We start from the raw sequence: 16,352 nt of genomic DNA, 5'->3' as shown, positions 1-16,352 counted from the left end.
AGCTCCAATTAGACAGGCGGTCCGATTTCGATTGCATGAAGTAAGGCGCCGACAGCCTCGTGCAATTGCCCGGTCAGCGCCGGATCGGCCAGAATCGCGGCCGCATCGAGTTCCTTGCCGGCCACCGGAATCACCAGCGAGGCTTCGTTCACGATCAGCCAGCCCATGGTCATGATGATTTCCGCCAATGCCGCCTGCGCGTGCGTCGCCCGGCCCGAGGCGTTCAGCAAGGCGACCGGCTTGCCGGCCAGGTCGACGCTGCCGACCACCCAGTCGAGCGCATTCTTGAACGCGCCCGGCACCCCATGCGCATACTCCGGACTGGCGATGATCACGCCGTCGCAGGCGATCAGACGGTTGCGCAAATCTTCCACAATGGGCGGCGCCGCATGTTCGATATCGGGATTGAATTGCGGCAGCTGGCCGACTCCCTCGTACAAGGTGATTTCGGCGCCGCGCGGGGCGATGCCGATCGCGGCCCGCAGCAGCGCAGTGTTGGCGGAAGCCTGGCGCAGGCTGCCTGAAATGGCGAGCAGCTTAATCATGGTCGGTCGTGCTCCAGGTCACCGGCATTTTCTTCAGGCCGTACAGCACCATCTCGTGCCGGAACGGCAGCGCATCGACGGTGGTCGCCAGCTGCAAACTGGGCACGCGCCGGAACAGCGTGGTGAACGCAATCTGCAATTCGGCCCGGGCAAACGCGGCGCCTATGCATTTATGCAAGCCGTGGCCGAAGCCGACGTGGCTCGGGGTCTGCCTATGGATGTCGAAGGCGTCTGCATTCGGATACACCGCCTCGTCCCGGTTGCCGGAATTGAGCATCAGCAGCACGCCTTCGCCGGCCCGGATCAGTTGGCCGCCGACTTCGACGTCGGCGGTCGCCGCGCGCGGCAGGCCGGAATGATTGACCGACAGGTAGCGCACCAATTCATCCACCAGGGTTTCGGCCAGGGTCGCATCCTGCATGAATTGCGCCAGCTGATCCGGGTGTTGCAGCAGAGTCAGCGTGCCCAGGCCCATCACCTGCGCCATCGTGTCGTAGCCGCCCAGCAGCAGCAGGGCGGCGATGCCGACCAGCTCCTGGTGGCTGGCCAGATCGCGGTTGGCTGGGTCGGCCACCAGCCGGCCCAGCAAGTCATCGCCGGGATTTTTTTCCTTGGCCGTGATGACGCCGTCGAAATACATCATCAGCTCGATCGCGGCGTTTTGCGATTCCTCGGCAGAGCGGCTGCGGTCCAGCACGGTATCGGTGCGGTTTTGAATGAACGGGCTATCTTCATACGGCACGCCGAGCAATTCGCAAATGATTAACGATGCTGTCGGCAACGCCATCACGCTGACGAAATCGACCGGCGGCGGCAGCTTCAGCATGTCGTCTATCATTTTGTCGACGATGCTTTGCATCCGCGGGCGCAGCGTGTCCACATGGCTGCCCTTGAATTCGTTGATCACCAGATCGCGCAAGCGGGAATGCACCGGCGCATCCATCTGCATGAAAAAGCCCGGCGGCGGCGCGACGTCGCCCGACAGGTAAGACGGATAGCCGGCCGCCAGCGGGTCCGAACTGAAGCGCCGATCGGCCAATATCGTGCGGATGTCCTTATGCCGCGTCACCAGCCACGCGACATCGCCGCGCGGCGTGCGCACCTTGGAAATCGGCTGTTCCAGCCGCAACTGCTTGTACTCCGGCGGCGGATCGAAAGGGCAGGTTCTGGTCATCGGCAGGTCAGGTACTTGTGCGATATCGCTCATGGCTTTTCTCTTCAGTTAGTCGTTATTGTTTGTCCAGCATTTCCAGCAACACCTTGCTCAAGGCGGCTATCGTCGGGTGGTCCCACATCAGGGTCGAGTCCAGCGACAGGCCCAGATACTCCTCGATGTCGCCGGTCAAGGTCAGCGCGTAGACCGAGTCCAGGCCGTATTCGGCGAGCGGGGCGTCGGCCTGGATGGTGTCGGGCGACAGCCGCACATAGCTGGCGACTCTTTGCGCCAGCCAGGCTTGCAGGCTGGCTTCGGTGTGTCCGGTTTCAACAGTTTGCGTCATGACTTTCTTTCGATTGAGGTGAATTGAGATGTGATCGGCCCCAGCCTGGAAGCCGGCGTTTGGCCAGATCAAAACCAAGGCTGTCCTGCTGCCGTTCCAGCAGTTCGGCCAACAGCCGCGCGCCGAACTGTGCCGGCGCCGGCGGCTGCGCCTGTCCCAGCCTGGCGCGCAGTCGATGCAGCACCACCTGCAGCCAGGCCGGATCGCGCAGGAAAGGATCGGGATGGTGCCGATTGTGCAGCCACAGATTGAGGCAGGCGCTGGCCGCCAGCACCGTCGCGTAATGCGCGCTCAAGCGATAGCTGCGCGGGCTCGCCATCACGCTCAGTTCGCTCGGCGGCAGCTCGGCGCAGACGTCTTTGAGCGTGCGCAAGCGATCCACGAAAACCTGGCCCAGCGCCACGATGTCCGGCTGTTGATGTTCGCGCCGCAGCTGCGCGACGGCGGCCGTCAGCGAGCCGCTCAGCGGGTCCTGGCCGCCGGCTGAGAGCGCCAGGCGCTGGAACGAGAACGGTGGCAAATCCTGCCCAAGCTGGAATATCGCGGCCGGCGCCGGATCGGCGTTGAGCCAGGAGCGGCGCGCCAATTGCGGCAGTTGCGGCAGGATCGTCATCTGGCAAGTGACCCGTGCAGCATGACCGAAGCCGGCCGGTTTCAAGTCGCGCAGCAGTTTCTGGAACAGCGCGTGCTCGCCGTCGCGCAAGTAGAATTGCGCGCCGAGCACCGCCGACAGGCTGCTCATCGCGTCTATCAACAGCTGCGGCACCAGGTACTTGACGGCAGCGCCGTACACGCTGGCCGCGCCCGGCACCACGTGCAGCGAGCGCGCCACCACCGTGGTAAAGCAATCGCACAGCAGCAGGTCGGCGAAGGCGTCGCTCAGCACCGCCCGCGTTTGCGGCAAATCCAGGATGGGTTTGCCGTACAGCGTGCGCTGGCGGGCATAGCGCAGCGTGAGCCGTAAACCGGTATCGAGGATGCCGATGAACATCCCCGGCAACGCGACCCGCGTCACCTGGAAACATTTCAGCGCCGTCTCCAGACCGCGCCCCGCCGTGCCGAGCACGCTGTTGGCCGCCACCGGACAGTCGCGCAAGGCGATCCCGCCCAGCGGCACGCCGCGCATGCCGACGCTGGCGAAACGCGGCGCATAGCTGACGCTATCCGGCGCCAGCGCCGACTTCTCGACCAGCAGCTGTGAGTGGCTGCGGCTGCCGCTGCTGCGGTCGGTGCGGGCGTACAGCACGAAGGCGTCGGCGCGCTCGATATTGGCGATGACCTGCTTGCCGCCGTTCAGCAGCAGCTGATCGTCGTGCGGCATGGCTTCGAAATCGGCCCTGGCCAAATCGTTGCCGTGCTCCAGTTCGTGATACGCGCAGGCCAGCTTGCCTTTGCGCAGCAGCAGCTCGGCCACCCGACGCCGCTGCGCAGTGCTGCCGGCGGTCCAGACATTGACTGCCGCGATCAATGAACTGGCGCCGTAGCCGAGACCCAGGCAGGGATCGTGGCGGAATACCGCACGCCAGATTTCCATCATGCGATCGAGCCGGTGCAGCCGGCCGCCGTATTCGCGCGGCACGAACTCCGCATTGACGCCAAGTTCATCCAGCATGCGTTCGCCGGCGGCCAGCATCTCGGCCCGCTCATCGGCCGCCAGGATGGCAGTGAAGCCGAGCGGGTTGGCACTATCCCACGGATCGCCGAATGCGCGTTCGAGCGCGGCCACGGCGTCATGTTCGCGCACCGGTTCAGATATTTGTTCCAATTCCAGTCCTTGCTCCATCATTAACTTTCCCAGGCGGCGTCCGGCAATAGCGAGACCCGGATTCGGCCGCTGCCGCTATTCGGCGCGATGCAGTCGGTCAAGCCGGCATAGATGTCGCCATCGTCTTCTTCATCTTCGTCTTCATCTTGTATTGCGCCCGGATCCAATTGCTCCAGGATGCGCAACAGGCAAGCTTGCAGCCACAATCCATTGCGCCACAACGGTGGGTTGCTCAGCGCGGCGCGATTGGCCAGCCAGAACTGCACGCAGGCGGCGCCGGCAAAACACAGTTCATAGCGCCGGGCCAGCTCGAACGCCTGCGGCGGCACCTCGCGCGGCGCCGGCTGATAAGCGGCCAGCTCTTGCATCAGCGCCGCCGCTGCACGGTCCAGGCGTGCGGCCAGCCGCAACACTGCCGCCGGCAAATCGCCCAGTTGCGCGACCGCGGCGGGCAGGCTCTGCAGCACGCTGCAACCGCCGGCCGACACCAGACGCAAGCGCTGCGGCGCGAACTCCGGCAGCGCCGCCGCCAAATTTACCGCCTGCGTCAATCCTTCGCGCTCCCAGTGCTGGCCGTGATAGGCGCGCGCCAGGCCACGGAACTGGTTGATCAAGGCATTGCGGTTGACCACCGTGCTGCCGTCGAAAATGGCGACGATGCGATGGTCGCGCTCGATTTTCTGGAACATGCCATGCGCGTGCTCCTCGCTCAGGAAAGCCCGGGCCCCGATCAAATCGCCCAACTGCGTCAGCACCTGGTCGATGGTGCTCGGCACAAAAGCCTTGGTCAGCGCCGACACCACGCTCATCTCCCCCGGCAAGGCATGGATGCAGCGGCTGGCGACCACACTGACCACCTCCGCCGTCAATAAGCTGGCCGTCACTTCGCCGAAGATCCTGCGTACCAGCGGCAATGCGATCAGGCGGCGTTCATACAAAATGCGCTGGGCGGCGAAATCGAGCGCCAGCTGCAGCGCATGGTCGGCGGCGCCGAGCGACAGCGCGACGCAGGTGGTGCGGCTCAATTGCAGCGCCTTCAAAACGATTTCTATCCCTTGTCCGGCCTGGCCGACCAAGGCGCGATCCGGCACCTGCGCATCCTGATAGGCGATGCCGCTGATATCGGCGCCGCGTATCCCATGCGTGCGTTCCTTCGGCAGGCAGCGATATTCGGTCTCGGTCAGTTGCCGCTTGTCGATCAGCAGCAGGCTGAAGCCGCGCGGCCCGCCGGCCGGGTCGGTGCGCGCCAACGCGCACAGCAGCTGGCCGCGGGTGGCATTGTTGATCAGCCATTTCTCGCCATTCACGCGCCAGCCGTCGTCGGTCTTGCTGGCCGCCAGCTCGCCTGCCAGCAGGTCGCTGCCATGCTGGCGTTCGGTCAAGCCCCATGACACCACGGCGCCGGCGGCGATCTCTTGCGCCAGGCGCCGCGCTTGCTCCGAATCGGCGGCGACCCAGACGCAAGCCGCGCCGAGGAAGGTCTTGCCGTGGCCGACCGCAATGGTCAGGTCGCGGCGGGCGACGGCGCGCCACAACTGCACCAGTTCGGCGTGATCGGCCATCAGTCCGCCGTGGCGCCGCGGCACGTAATGCCGATGCAAGCCGAAGGCGTCGAGCAGGCGGCAAGCGGCAGCCGGGAACTGTTCCAGGCGGTCGAGTTCGGCGCAGGCGGCCGGCGAAAACGGCCGGCCGGCTTGATCCTGCGCCTGCAGCAGGCTTTCCAGCGCATCCAGCGCCGACCATTGCGGCGGCGCCGCAGTCAACAGGGCAGGCATGCTCATGCTGCGACACCATCCTCTTGCGCCATAGTCTCAAGCACTGGCGGCGGCAGACTTCCGGCCCGGCGCGCTTGCCGTAGCGCGTGCAGGTGCGGCGCGACTTCTTCGTAGACCGGGCTCAGGCCATCGTTGATGAACAGTTCGCGCATTGCCGCCCGCTGGATTTTGCCGCTGGTGGTGCGCAGCACGCTGCCGGGCCGCAGCAGCACCACCGCCGCCACCCGCAAGCCCAATTCCTGCAGCACCGTAGTCTTGACCCCCAGCGCCAGTTCGCGCAGCAAATCCGGGCCGCACTGGCCGCGGATCTCGTGTGTCACCACCACCTCTTCGTGCGGCGCCGCGACCGTGAACACGGCGCCGGCGCCGGTGCTCAGCTCCGCATGTTGGGCCCGTACTTCGTGCTCGATATCTTGCGGATACAGATTGCGGCCGTGCACGATCAACATCTCCTTGAAGCGGCCGGTGACATAAAGCTCGCCGCCATGCAGGACGCCGAGATCGCCGGTGCGGAAATAGCCGCCGTCGCCGTTGCTGGCGCTGGCGTTGAATACTTTGGACGTCGCTTGCGGGTTGCGCCAGTAGCCTTGCGCGACGCTGGGGCCGCGCAGCCAGATTTCGCCGATCGCGCCGGGCGGCAATGCGTTGCAGGTGACGGGGTCGGCGATCAGCACATCGAAATCGTGGGCCGTGCCGCAGCTGACCAGCTCGCGTCCGTTGCCGCCGGCCGCAGCGCTCGCACCCAGCGGCGCGAACCGGTGCCGCTCCAGCAATTCGCTATCGACCCGGCACAGCACTGGCAGCCGGCGGCCGTTGCCGGACACGAACAAGGTGGTCTCGGCCATCCCGTAGCAAGGACAGACCACATCGGCGCCAAAGCCGGCCGCCGCGAAGCGCTTGGCGAACTCGACGATGGTGTGGGCTTGCACCGGTTCCGAACCGTTGGCGGCATAGCGCCAGCGCGACAGGTCCAGTTCGGCCAATTGCTCTTCCGTCACGCGCCGCAAGCACAGCTCGAACGCAAAGTTGGGCGCGGCGGAAAAGCCGATGTCGTAGCGGTCTATCATGCGCAGCCACAAATGCGGCCGCTTGAGGAAGGTGGTCGGGGTGATCAGTATGCAAGTGCTGCCCAGGAACAGCGCCGGCAACAGCAAGCCCATCAGCCCCATGTCGTGATACAGCGGAATCCAGCCGCCGAAGCGGGTGTGCTCGGTCAGGCCGTAGGCGCGGCGCAGGCTGTCGACGTTGTGCAGCAGGTTATTGTGGGTCACCATCACGCCTTTCGGCTCGCCGGTGGAACCGGAGGTGTACTGCAACAGGACCAGGGTGTCGCGGCCGATGGCCGGCATGCGCCACGCTTCCGGATCGCCGAAATCCGCGGTATCGGTCGCCAGCCGGGTGATGTCGTCGAGTTGCTGGGCAGCGGCCCACTCCGCTACCGCGCCAAGATTGCCGCTGTCGGTCAGGATCGCCGCCACCGCCGCATCGGTGGCGATTCTATGCACCCGCCGTTGCTGATGCTGGTGCTGGCCGGGCAGCGGCGCCGGCACCGCCACCATGCCGGCGTAGATGCAGCCGAAGAATGCCGCGGCAAAATTCAAGCCGGGCGCATACAGCAGCAGCACCCGGTCGCCGAGCGCGCAGCGTTGCTGCAGCCAGGATGCGATCCGGCGTGCCTCGCTGTCGAGTTGGCGGTAAGACATCGACAGCGCCGCGCCGGCACGGCCGGGGTCGCTCACCAGCGTCACCGCATCCTGCTCCGGCCGCTGCAGCGCATGCTGGCGCAGCACTTCCGCGACATTTTTTGCTTGTTCAAAACCGATCATGACTGGCTCCTTTGCGGTGCCGGCAGATAGCCGGTCGCTACAAAATAATCGAGATAAAGTTTCAAAAATTCCGGATCGATCCGTCGGCATTGAATGCCGGAACCATCCAGCGCCTGCAATAAATTGTCGGTCCTGAAATGCGGCGCACTGCCCGGATAGCCGACATCGGCCGACGGCATGTCGGCACCGAACAGCGGCAGGAACTTGGCCAGCGCATTGTCGGCGCCGCCTTCGACCGCCGCCGCCAGGGTCCGGTACCAGGTCGGGTACGGCACCCGCTGCAGCGGATAACCGCACTGCTCCAGCATGTCGACCAGCTCGCCCCAGCGCACCGTATTGGCGGCCGGCAAATGGAATTGCGTGCCGTGCCGGCTGCCGCTGAGCGCGATATGGGCCACCGCCTGGGCGCAGAAATCGACCGGCACCATCTCCAGCAGCACGTTGAAATCCAGCGCCATGCCGAGCTGGATGCAACCCTTCATCGCCGCATTGAGGAAGGTGTCGGTGGAACATGCACCGCTATCCTGGGCGCCGGTGATCAAGCCCGGCCGATACACGCAGACCGGGATTCCGCGCCGGCCGGCCTGGGTGATCAGCTTGTCGGACACCCACTTGGTCTGGCGGTAGCCGCCGACCACGCCGTCGGCTTCGGTCAGCGTGACTTCGGCAAAATCCTGCGGTCCCTGATGGCCGGGAAACACCGCCAGCGAAGAAATGAAATGCACCGGCTTGATGCGGCGGCGGCAAGCCAGCCGCAATACTTCCAGCGTGCCCAGCACATTGACCGCTTTCAGCCGGCGATACGGCAAGGCATAGCTGGACAAGGCGCCGTTATGCACGATCATCTCGACCCGTTGCGCCATTTCTTCGTACACCGTGCGCGTCACGCCGAAGTAAGGCCGGCCGATGTCGCCCACCACGCCCTTCAGCCGCGGCAGATCGGCCTCGCGCCACAAGCCGTAGGTCTGCATGTTGTCGCGCACCCGGTCCAGCGCATCGGCCACATCGCTGGCGCGCACCAATAAATAGATCTCGGCATCCGAGCGGTCCAGCAATTCACGCAGCAAATACGCGCCGGTGTAGCCGGTGGCGCCGGTCAGCAAAATGCTGCGGTAGGGCGCGCCGGCAGCGGCTGCCGCGTCCGGCTCGGGAGCTATGTCCGGCGGCAGTTGCGCCTCGGCCGCCAGGTCCTCGTGGCTCAGGCTGCGCGAATTGCCGGCGTCAGATTCAGGCGCGCCGTCCTTGGCGCCCAGCATGCGCAGCAGCTCGGTGATGGTCGGCTGGTCGAACAAGCGACGCAGGCTGAGCGCGACGCCGAAAGCTTCTTTCACCCTGGCCGCCATTTGCGCCGCCGCCAGGGAATCGCCGCCCAGGTCGAAGAAACTATCTTCAATCCCGACCCGCGCCAAACCCAGCACATCGCACCAGATTTGCGCAATCCGCATTTCTTCCGGCGTGGTTGGCGCCACGTAGTTGGAAATGGCCGACTCCGACGCATCCTTGAGCGGCAGCTGGCTGCGGTCGACTTTGCCGTTGGGCAGCTTGGGCAACTGCTCCAGAATCACAAAACGGGCCGGCGTCATCGCTTCCGGCAGGTGCTGCCGGGCAAAGGCGTTCAGGTCCGAGCGCAAGCTGGCGGCCGATGCCGACAGCAAGGGCTCGTTGGCGGCACGCTGTTGGGTCTGTGCGCTCATAGCGTTTGCTCCATCAATTTGTCGTCAACTCTTTCAAACACCGCGTCGAACTCATGCAAGCGGCCATGCGCCGGCACCAGCAGGCGCACCCGACAGCCCAGCTGTTCGCCCAGTTCGGCCACCGCCTCCGGATCGACCGCGCTGCCGTCGTCGGCTTCCCACAAGGCTTTTTCCAGATCCCAGGCAGTAGCGGCGGCATCGGCCTCGCGCAGCAATTGCACCAGCTTCAACGGACGTACCAGGCGTTGATTCGGAATGCCGCTGATGGTCAATCCGACCATAGCGGGTAGGGCTAGCAGGCGTGCCGCCAGCGCCTTCGCCCAATCGGCCGGCAACGCGCTCCACGCCAGCAATTCGCCGGCCACCGCAGGCTCGGACCGTTCGCTGCCGAGCAACACGGCGTCGAAGCGGAAGCAGCTCAGTTCATTCTCGGCGTGACCGCGTTTCAGCTCCAGTCGCGGCGTTCCCAAACTGTCGATGTCGGCGGCCAGTTCGCGGAAGAATGCAGTCGACAGGCATAGCTCGCCCTCGGCCGCCAACTGGCGCTTCAATACCGCCGCAATCTCGCGCGCCGGCATCAGCGCCGGTGCCCGATGCAACTGCGCGGTGGCGTGAAATGCCTCCAGCAGATCGAGGTCGCGCACATCGCCGACAAACACCGCTCCGTGCGCGCCGACCACTCGCGCCGCCTCGCGCAGCACTCGTTGCAGATACAAGGTGCCGGGGAAATACTGGATCACCGAGTTCAGCAGCACGGTGTCGGCACTGCCGCTGGCCAGCTGTTCCAGATGACCGGCGTCGCCATGCACCAGGCTGATGTGCTCCGGCAGTTGCGGACCTACGGCGAGCGAGGCGGCGGCATTGCGCAGCGCCGCTTCGGACACGTCCAGCCCCAGATAGCGCTCGACCCGCGGCGCGAACTCGCGCAAAAACAAGCCGACCCCGACCCCGACATCCAGCACCGAACGCGGCCGCAAGGCGTCGATCCGGTTGACCGTGTGCCGCAACCACTCACGCATTTCCGGCAGCGGGATAGGCGCATTGTCGTAACTGCTGAGCCAGCCGGCAAAATCGCGCTCGGGATCGCCCGCTTGCGCTCCGCTGGCGGGATCGGTGTACGCGCCTTCCCACACTTCGCCCCAGCGTCGCACATGGTCTTGCTCGGCGCCGCGGTCGAGCAGGGTGGCGCGCGGCGCGACGAAGGCGACCAGCTCGGCCGAGCCGCTTGCTTTCTGCAGCGCGACCACCGCCACCGACGCCACTTGCGGATGCAGCGACAGCACGCTTTCGATCTCGTCCGGTTCGACCCGGTGGCCGAGGATTTTGACCTGGCGGTCGACCCGGCCCAGGAACTCCAGCAAGCCGTCCGGGCGCCAGCGGACGCGGTCGCCGGTGCGATACATCAGGCCGCGGCCGTCGGGGTGGGGCGGGAAACGTTCGGCAGTCAGGTCGGGCCGTCCCAGATACTCTCCGGCCACGCCGGCGCCGCCTATCCACAGCTCGCCGGCGACGCCGACCGGCAACGGACGCCGCGCCGGGTCCAGCACCAGGATCTCGGTATTGGCGATCGGCCGTCCGATCGGGATCAGGTTGGTCTGGGTGTCGCGCTGCGGATCGAGCTCGTGCGCGGTGGACCAGATGGTGGTCTCGGTCGGGCCGTACATATTGAAAATCCGCACCCCCGGCAAGGCCGTCACCAGCTGCAGCGCCAAGCCGACCGGGAACGCCTCGCCACCGACCAGCACGGCGCGCGCGCCGCGCAATGCCGCCAGCGCCTGCGCTTCAGCCGCCACCGCGGCTAGGAACGAGGGCGTGCTCTGCATCATGGATACGCGATGCCGCAGACACAGCTCGGCGAAGCCGTGTTCGCCGTCGGCCGTATCGTCGCCCATCAGCGTCTCGATCAGGCGTTCGTCCGCCACCACCACCTTGGCGCCGCGTGTCAGCGGCCACAGCAATTCCAGCACCGAGATATCGAACGACACGCTGGTCACGGCCAGTAACACATCGTCGACGGTGCAGCCGATGCGCTCATCCATGCCGGCAAAGAAATTGATCACGTTGCGATGCCGGATCACCGTGCCTTTCGGCAAACCGGTGGAGCCGGAGGTGTAGATCACATAGGCCGGATCGTCGCCGCCGGCATCGGCGGCGGCATCCGGCGCCAGCGCGTCGGCCGCTTGCGCCGCGATGAGCGCAGCATCGGTATCGAGCAGCACGACATTGTCGGCGAGCAGACCGGCCGGGCCGGTGCTGTCGGTGACCAGGCAATTGATCCCGGCATCGGCGGCGATGAAGTCGAGGCGGTTTTTCGGGAAGTTCGGATCGAGCGGCACGTAGGCTCCGCCCGCTTTCATCACGGCCAGCAAGGCCAGCACCAGATCGGCGCTGCGCCGCAAGCTGACCCCGACCAGGCTGCCGCGCCGCACGCCCAGCTGCCGCAATTGGCGCGCAAGGCGGTTGGCGCCGCGATCCAGCTCGGCATAACTCAATGTGTTCCAGCGATGCGCCAGCGCCGCTGCATCCGGGCTGCGTTCAACCTGGCGCGCTATTTGCGCATGCACGGTGGTGCTTTGATCGTAGCTGAGCGCGGTGTCGTTCCAGCCCGCCAGCAGTCGCCGTTCATCGGCAGCCAGCAGATCCAGCGCGGCGATGTCGCCGTCCGGCTGCTTGGCAAGCGCGTCCAGCGCGCGCTGGTAGTAGCCGACCAGGCGTTGGCAAAATTCGGGATCAAGCAGCGAGATATCGCAATCGAGCCAGAACTTGAGCCGGTTGTGCACCGGGTCCAGCAGGAAGTTGGCGGCCAGCGGAATATTGGTTTCGGCCACGCCTATGCTGTCCATGACGGCGGCCTCGCCGGTTTTCCCGCTCTGCCATTGCAAATGGAAGTCCATGAAATTGACATAGCTGTCGAGCTGCAACTGGCCGCCGAGATCGCGTTGAATTTGCACAAACGGATAACGCCGATGCGCTGCGCCGTCCCGTTCATGGGCAAACACTTGATGCGCAATCGACAGCAGGCTGCCGCTGCGGGTGTCGACTCGCAGCGGCAGGGTGTTGAGGAACACACCGATCACTTGATCGCCGCCGACTTGTTCCAGGCGGCCGTTCGAGACCACGCCGGTGACCACTTCGCTGGCGTTGCAGACCAGGCGCAACACCGCGATGTGCGCGGTCGCCAGCAAGGCTTTCAACGGCAAGCCTTCGCGCTGCGCCAGCTGGCGCAATTGCGCGCCCACTCCATCCGGCAGCGCCACCTCGAACGCTTGCTGCGTGGTGCGGCGCTGCGCACCGTGCTGCAAAGTCATGCGCGGCAACAAGGTCGGCTCGGCGCCTTGCAACAGGGTGCTCCAGTATTGGCGCGAGCCGGCATCGGCCAGCACCCGCCGTTCCTCGGCGACAAAATCCCGATAGTTCGATGGAATTTGCGGCAAGGCCAAGTCTTGACCCGACAGACTGGCCCGGTAGCGATTGACGATTTCTTCCAGCATTGCTGCATCGCTCCAGCCGTCCAGCACTACATGATGCTCGACCACCGAGAGTTGGAAACAGCGCGCGCCGCGCGGGTGTACGGTGAACCTGAGCAGCGGCGCGCTCGCCACATCGAAGCGGTGGAACTTGGCGTGTTCGACCCAGGCCTGGATGCTGCGCTGTGCCGCCTCCGCATCATGGCCGCCGAGGTCGTCGGCGATCTCGAACGGGATCTCGACTGTCTGATGCACCAGTTGCAGCGGTTCGGAGTAGGTCGATAAATCGTACGAGCTGCGCAGGGCAGGGTGGCGCTGGAAGGTGTCGGCGATGGCGCGCTGTAATGCGCCCGGATCCAACTGTGCCGCCACTTGCAGGCTGGTCACCACCCGATACACGGCGGTTTCGTCGTCGAACTCGGCATGGAACAACATGCCGCCTTGCATCGCGCTCAACGGATAAGCATCCTCCAGCCCGGCCGGCAACAGCGCCCGGTCGGCGGCGCGCAGCATGTCGAACGGCGCGCTCGCCGGATGTTTTTGCTCGGCGCTGGCCAGCGGCTGCAAATGTTTGGCTAGCGACCGGATCGTCGGCGAGCGGAACAAGTCTTCAATCGAAAACGTATAACCGTGGCGCTCGATCCCGGTCCTGACGCGGATGCTGAGCATCGAATCGCCGCCCAGCGCAAAGAACGATTGCTCGACGCCGATCTGGTCGTTGCCCAACACCTGTTGCCATACCGTGTGCAGCAATTGCTCGGCTGGCGTGCTCGGCAATAGCAGCGTGCCGACTTCCGCCAGCAGCGGCAGCGGCAATGCGCGGCGGTCGATTTTTCCGTTCAACAGCAGGGGCAGGGCGGCTAGCGACACGATGTGGGCCGGCACCATGTATTCGGGCAGTCGTTCGGCCAGGAATGCCGGCAGCTCCTCGGTCCCGGCGCTGGACACGACATAGGCCACCAGCCGGCGATCGCCTGCGGCCCGGTCCCAGGTTGTGACCACCGCCTGCGTGACGGCGGGATGCAGCAGCAATGCCGATTCGATTTCGCCCAGCTCGATGCGGAATCCACGCAGCTTGACCTGGTGATCGAGCCGGCCCAGGAATTCGATCGCGCCGTCGGCACGATAACGCGCCAGATCGCCGGTGCGGTACATGATGCCGGCGGCAAACGGATTGGGCAGGAAGCGCTCACGGCTCAACTCGGGCCGGTTCACATAGCCCAGCGCGACTTGCACGCCGCCGATAAACATCTCGCCCGGCACGCCGATCGGGGTCGGTGCGCCGCTTGCGTCCAGCAAATAAATCCGGGTGTTGGCGACCGGATATCCGATCGGGATCGCGCCCTGCGCATCGTGCGGCCGGCAGCGCCAGGCGGTGACGTCGATCGAGGCTTCGGTCGGGCCGTACAGGTTGTACAACTCGGTGTTGTGCGTCTCCGGTTTGAAAATGGAGAAAAAGGTGTGCACGGTTTCCGGACGCAAGGCTTCGCCGCTGCACACCACCCGCCGCAAGCTGCTGAGGCCGGCCAGTTCCGGCTCGGCCAGGAACAGGTCCAGCATAGGCGGCACGAAATGCAGGGTGGTGATCGCTTGCTCGCGGATGATCCTGGCCACATAACGCGGATCGCGGTGCGCCTCGGGCGCGGCCAGGAACAGCCGGCTGCCGGTCATCAGCGGCCAAAAGAATTCCCACACCGAGACATCGAACGTGAACGGCGTCTTTTGCAAAACGCAGTCGTCGGCCTCGAGCCGATATGCATCCTGCATCCAGAGCAGGCGATTGACCACTCCTTTATGCGGCACCGCCACGCCCTTCGGCTGCCCGGTCGAGCCCGAGGTGTAAATGACATAGGCGGCGCTATCCGGCGTCACGGCCGGTAGCGCTAAAGGTAACGTTATCAGCGTCGGTAATAACGGCAACGCGTGATCGACGGCTACCGTCCGGACGCCGCAGCCGGCCAGGCGTTCGACTAGGTTGGAGCGACTGAGTACGACGGCGATCTCGGCATTTTCCAATTGATATTCCAGGCGCGCCAGCGGCAGCTCGGGATCGAGCGGTACATAGGCCGCACCGGCCTTCATGATCGCCAGCAAGTCGATCACCAATTCCAGCGAACGCAATTCGAACACGCCCACCCGTTGTCCCGCAGCGACCCCCAATTGCAGCAAATGCGCTGCTAGCCGATCGCTGGTTTCCATCAGCTCGCGGTAGGTCATAGCCCCCTCGGCCACGGCGATCGCAACGGCATCCGGCGTGCGTTGCGCCTGCTGGTCGATCAGGTCATGCAGGCATCGCGACAAATCATAGGCGCGCTCGGTGGCGTTGAAACGCGCTAGCTGTTCGCGTTCGCTCGGCTGCAGCAGGTCGATCCGGCTGATAGGCAGATCGGCCTCGGCCAGCAGGAACGATGTCAGGAAATGCAGGAAGCGTTGCTGATGACTGACCAGTTCATCGGCGCTGTAAAGCTCGGGGTTGGCGTCAAAGAAAATCTGCAGCTCGGAACCGTCCGTCTTGCCGTAGAAGCCGATCAACAAATCGTTGATCGGGCCGGACGACAGGTAATGCGCGGTCGTCCGGTGCGCGCCGAAATGCACGTGGTGGTCGAACGAGATCACATTGACCACCGGTCCCACCAGCTTTTGCTCGCTGCCCGACAACTTGAGCGCGTGGTGCAAGTCTTCGCCGCGATAGCGTTGATGCAACAGCACCCGCCCAACCTGGCCCGAGACCTGGCGCAGCAAGTCGGCCACGCTGATGGTCGCCGGCAAGCGCAGGCGCAGCGGCAATTCGTTCGCCATCATGCAGGGCGTATCGCGCGCCACCGGCGTCATGCGGCTGGTCACCGGCAGCCCCAGCACGACGTTCTCGCTGCCGGTCAGGCGCTGCATGTAGGCCGCGGTAGCGGCAATCACCAGCACCGACCAGCGGCTGCCGCTGCGTTGCGCGGCGGCGCGCAGGCGCTCGGTATCGGCCGGCGCCAGATCGACGGTACGCCGCAATAAATTGCGCGACGCGATGGCGGCGATGCCCGACAGCCGCGCAGGCTCGGGCCGGTCGACGAAGCTTTCTTGCCAATATTGCCGATCGCGCATGAACTGCGGCGAGCTGCGATACGCGCCGTCTTCGTTCAGCAAATCCTGCAGCGAGCCGAAGGCGCTGGCGGCGCACTCGGCGCCGCTCGCCAGCGCCGAATAAATCTCGGCGATCCGGCTCCAGTAGCGGGTCTGGCCGAATCCATCCATCACGATATGGTGATAGCGCAGATAAAAAAAGCTGCGCTCGGACCCGAGCTTAAGCCAGGCGTGATTGAACAGCGGCGCGCGGCTTAAATCGGCCACCCGCGCCAGATCATTTTTCATCCAGGCGTCGGCGGCCAGTTGCGGATCGGACTCGCGGCTGACGTCGATCACATGCAAAACCTGCTGCGGCGGCGCTTCGATGGATTGCCGCACACCGTCCTCGCTGCTGATAAAGCGCACCCGCAGGGCTTCCGTTTCCAGCAGCGCCTGCCGCACGGCGGACTCCAGCCAGGCCAGTTCCACCGCGCCATGAATCTCAAGATAGCCGCCACAGTTGTAACGCGGATTGGCCGGGTCCAATTGCTGCGCTACCCATACCCCCTGCTGCGCCGCCGACAGCGGCCAGCTGACGACGCCGTCGACTTGGTCCGGGCTTGGGGTCAGGCGGCTAGCTTCTTCTTTCAACGACAGCTGCATAAATGGCTCTCCGTGGCTATTTGCGCGACATCACATTCCAAAAAAATTCGCAAACATCAATCCT

8 protein-coding genes are annotated in these 16,352 nt (G+C 65.1%); all 8 read right to left on the bottom strand.

All coding sequences use genetic code 11. From position 1 onward, the window contains the following. Positions 1-8: 8 nt before the first annotated feature. The 8 genes from ACFPM8_RS18200 to ACFPM8_RS18165 are packed head-to-tail and all read right to left on the bottom strand — an operon-like array spanning position 9 to position 16,288. Positions 9-545: an NADPH-dependent FMN reductase gene (locus ACFPM8_RS18200; protein ID WP_378999612.1), complete on the bottom strand. Its 537-nt coding sequence runs from the start codon at positions 543-545 to the stop codon at positions 9-11. Next, entirely contained in the window at positions 538-1,752 is a 1,215-nt protein-coding gene (locus ACFPM8_RS18195; RefSeq protein WP_378999611.1) for a cytochrome P450, read from the bottom strand. Before ACFPM8_RS18195 ends, ACFPM8_RS18200 begins: the two co-directional genes overlap by 8 nt. A gap of 22 nt (positions 1,753-1,774) precedes the next feature. Further along, positions 1,775-2,044 (bottom strand): acyl carrier protein, encoded by a 270-nt coding sequence (locus tag ACFPM8_RS18190; protein WP_378999609.1) that lies wholly within the window; start codon positions 2,042-2,044, stop codon positions 1,775-1,777. Continuing rightward, complete coding sequence (locus ACFPM8_RS18185; RefSeq protein ID WP_378999608.1) at positions 2,028-3,830, bottom strand: acyl-CoA dehydrogenase; 1,803 nt, start codon at positions 3,828-3,830, stop codon at positions 2,028-2,030. The genes ACFPM8_RS18190 and ACFPM8_RS18185 overlap by 17 nt, the downstream gene beginning before the upstream one ends. Continuing rightward, positions 3,830-5,590, bottom strand: coding sequence for an acyl-CoA dehydrogenase family protein (locus ACFPM8_RS18180; protein ID WP_378999605.1), 1,761 nt, complete (start codon positions 5,588-5,590; stop codon positions 3,830-3,832). The genes ACFPM8_RS18185 and ACFPM8_RS18180 overlap by 1 nt, the downstream gene beginning before the upstream one ends. Then, positions 5,587-7,410 (bottom strand): fatty acyl-AMP ligase, encoded by a 1,824-nt coding sequence (locus tag ACFPM8_RS18175; RefSeq protein ID WP_378999603.1) that lies wholly within the window; start codon positions 7,408-7,410, stop codon positions 5,587-5,589. Before ACFPM8_RS18175 ends, ACFPM8_RS18180 begins: the two co-directional genes overlap by 4 nt. Further along, positions 7,407-9,104: a thioester reductase domain-containing protein gene (locus ACFPM8_RS18170; RefSeq protein WP_378999601.1), complete on the bottom strand. Its 1,698-nt coding sequence runs from the start codon at positions 9,102-9,104 to the stop codon at positions 7,407-7,409. The genes ACFPM8_RS18175 and ACFPM8_RS18170 overlap by 4 nt, the downstream gene beginning before the upstream one ends. Further along, positions 9,101-16,288, bottom strand: coding sequence for an amino acid adenylation domain-containing protein (locus tag ACFPM8_RS18165; protein WP_378999600.1), 7,188 nt, complete (start codon positions 16,286-16,288; stop codon positions 9,101-9,103). The genes ACFPM8_RS18170 and ACFPM8_RS18165 overlap by 4 nt, the downstream gene beginning before the upstream one ends. Positions 16,289-16,352: the final 64 nt, after the last annotated feature.

The sequence above is a fragment of the Paraherbaspirillum soli genome, from assembly GCF_042654985.1.
GTDB lineage: Bacteria > Pseudomonadota > Gammaproteobacteria > Burkholderiales > Burkholderiaceae_D > Paraherbaspirillum > Paraherbaspirillum soli.
This window is presented reverse-complemented; position numbering and strand designations above follow the sequence as displayed.

What these genes read in the sequence shown, in the direction of transcription:
- ACFPM8_RS18200 (WP_378999612.1), bottom strand. Translation starts at nt 545, where the DNA reads ATGATTAAGCTGCTCGCCATTTCAGGCAGCCTGCGCCAGGCTTCCGCC.
- ACFPM8_RS18195 (WP_378999611.1), bottom strand. Translation starts at nt 1,752, where the DNA reads ATGAGCGATATCGCACAAGTACCTGACCTGCCGATGACCAGAACCTGC.
- ACFPM8_RS18190 (WP_378999609.1), bottom strand. Translation starts at nt 2,044, where the DNA reads ATGACGCAAACTGTTGAAACCGGACACACCGAAGCCAGCCTGCAAGCC.
- ACFPM8_RS18185 (WP_378999608.1), bottom strand. Translation starts at nt 3,830, where the DNA reads ATGATGGAGCAAGGACTGGAATTGGAACAAATATCTGAACCGGTGCGC.
- ACFPM8_RS18180 (WP_378999605.1), bottom strand. Translation starts at nt 5,590, where the DNA reads ATGAGCATGCCTGCCCTGTTGACTGCGGCGCCGCCGCAATGGTCGGCG.
- ACFPM8_RS18175 (WP_378999603.1), bottom strand. Translation starts at nt 7,410, where the DNA reads ATGATCGGTTTTGAACAAGCAAAAAATGTCGCGGAAGTGCTGCGCCAG.
- ACFPM8_RS18170 (WP_378999601.1), bottom strand. Translation starts at nt 9,104, where the DNA reads ATGAGCGCACAGACCCAACAGCGTGCCGCCAACGAGCCCTTGCTGTCG.
- ACFPM8_RS18165 (WP_378999600.1), bottom strand. Translation starts at nt 16,288, where the DNA reads ATGCAGCTGTCGTTGAAAGAAGAAGCTAGCCGCCTGACCCCAAGCCCG.